This is a genomic window from Nocardia sp. NPDC060220 (genome assembly GCF_042727815.1).
GTDB lineage: Bacteria > Actinomycetota > Actinomycetes > Mycobacteriales > Mycobacteriaceae > Nocardia.
Map to the genome: position 1 here is coordinate 1 of NZ_JBHWZY010001183.1, position 1,675 is coordinate 1,675.

The 1,675-nt window shown below is 67.1% G+C and carries 3 protein-coding genes and 1 pseudogene; 2 read left to right on the plus strand and 2 right to left on the minus strand.

The window, feature by feature from the left end:
* On the minus strand, positions 1–222 hold a 222-nt coding region (locus ACFWF3_RS35060; protein WP_379318406.1), incomplete at its 3' end, for an FAD-dependent oxidoreductase.
* Positions 223–319: 97 nt separating this feature from the next.
* Here ACFWF3_RS35060 and ACFWF3_RS35065 point away from each other — a divergent pair.
* Together ACFWF3_RS35065 and ACFWF3_RS35070 are read left to right on the plus strand one after the other, a co-directional pair.
* Positions 320–532, plus strand: coding sequence for a hypothetical protein (locus ACFWF3_RS35065; RefSeq protein WP_378997029.1), 213 nt, complete (start codon positions 320–322; stop codon positions 530–532).
* Positions 533–715: 183 nt separating this feature from the next.
* Positions 716–1,369: a cutinase family protein gene (locus ACFWF3_RS35070; protein WP_379318408.1), complete on the plus strand. Its 654-nt coding sequence runs from the start codon at positions 716–718 to the stop codon at positions 1,367–1,369.
* Positions 1,370–1,375: 6 nt separating this feature from the next.
* Here the strand turns inward: ACFWF3_RS35070 and ACFWF3_RS35075 are convergent.
* Positions 1,376–1,675, minus strand: a pseudogene (locus ACFWF3_RS35075) (TetR/AcrR family transcriptional regulator); the annotation flags it as partial.

Consider the following 1,675-nt stretch of genomic DNA (forward strand, 5'->3'; position numbering starts at 1 on the left):
GATGCCCATCCTGCGCTGCTCCGGGCTGTCGACGACGAACAGCCCGCCCAGCGACCAGAATGCCTGCCCGCCGAGGTTGGCGCGATTCTCCTGATCGAGCACCAGGACCTTGCGTCCGGCGAGCACCAACTCGTGCGCGGCCACCAGGCCCGCGAGTCCGGCGCCGACGACAATCGCGTCGGGGGTGAAATCTTCGGTGGGCGCAGGCACTGTGCTCGACATGCCTGGAACGTAGCATTGGTTAGTCGGCAGGTGGGGGCAAGTCCTGGAAAACAGCCTGACCTGCGACATTTCATTCGATGAAAGGCTCGACACGCTCATGAACGCCCGAACCCGTACCGGCGCCGCCGTCCTCACACTCGCCGTCGTGGCCGGCCTCGGCGCCACCTCGTGCTCGAAGTCGCGCTGGTGTGAACGCGATCAAGGCGACGTTCTCGTCGCGGACTCCTACTGCGAACGTGGTGTGGCGGGCTACGAGTGGGAGCCCGATCACGACAAGCCCAAGTACAAGAAGAAGCCGAAGAAGCACTGACGTAGCGCAGCGGCGTTGTGCCGCAGGCGATCCGAGACGTAACCGTGGCGCAGCCGATGCTGAGTCAGTGCCATGTCTTTGCAGGTCAGCGGGTATTCCACCACTGAGCACACCGAATGCTGTTGGGCAGGAGGTGAATCGCTCTTTCTCTATTTCTCACAACGGCGTGAGTGGGTGGGCACGATGACCTATCGGAAGGCAATTCGTATCGTCGCAAGGCAAACAGCGCGAGCGCTGTCGGTGTTGCTACTGACCGCGGGAATCGGGACAGCGATGTCCCCGGGACTGACAGCGTGGGCGCAGGATTGCGCCACCCTCGACGTCGTGATCGCCCGCGGCACAGCAGAACCCGGCTATCTGGGAGCCGCGATCGGCGACCCGCTCTACGCGGTACTGAGCGCGCAACTACCGGTGGACACCACCGCCCATCGCGTGGACTACCCAGCCGACCTGCTGGTGCCGACCTCGATGCCCGACGGCACCCGGGCCATGACCGGCCACCTGCTCGAGCAGGCCGCCGCCTGCCCCGACCAGCGTTTCGTTCTCGTCGGCTACTCCCAGGGCGCGGTGGTCACCCACGGTGTCCTCGGCTCCGTCCCGTTGCCCGGAGCGTGGGTGCTGCCGCCGGAGCTGTCCTCGCGCGTCGTCGCGGTGCTCCTGTTCGGTGACCCCCTGCGATTGATCGGCGGCCCGGTCGCACCGCTGTATGCCGACCGCACCGCGAACTATTGCGCCGCAGGCGATCCGGTGTGCGCGGGCGGGGTGTTCCCAGCCGCGCACGGTAGCTACGGGTGGGCGTTCGCGGCCGCGGCCGGACAGGTGAACGCGCGGTTGTGAGCCCGCTCAGAGCGCGGGCATGACCCCCGACAGGACAGCGCCGACCTGCGCCACCGCGCGGTCGACGCTGCCTGTCGGCTGGAACAGATGACTCAGCGTCAACCGGACCATGATCTCGACGACCGAGGTCAGCTCGTCATCGGTGAGGGACGCGAATTCGTACTGCTCGCGGACGGTGGCACTGAGGGCGGCGACGGCCCGCCCGAGTACCGGTTCCGGGTCGCTCACCAGGGCGGGCAGCAAGGCGGTATCGCCGTCCTGGCGAGCTGAGAGCACCGCCTTGATCAGGGTGTTGTCGCCCGCGGC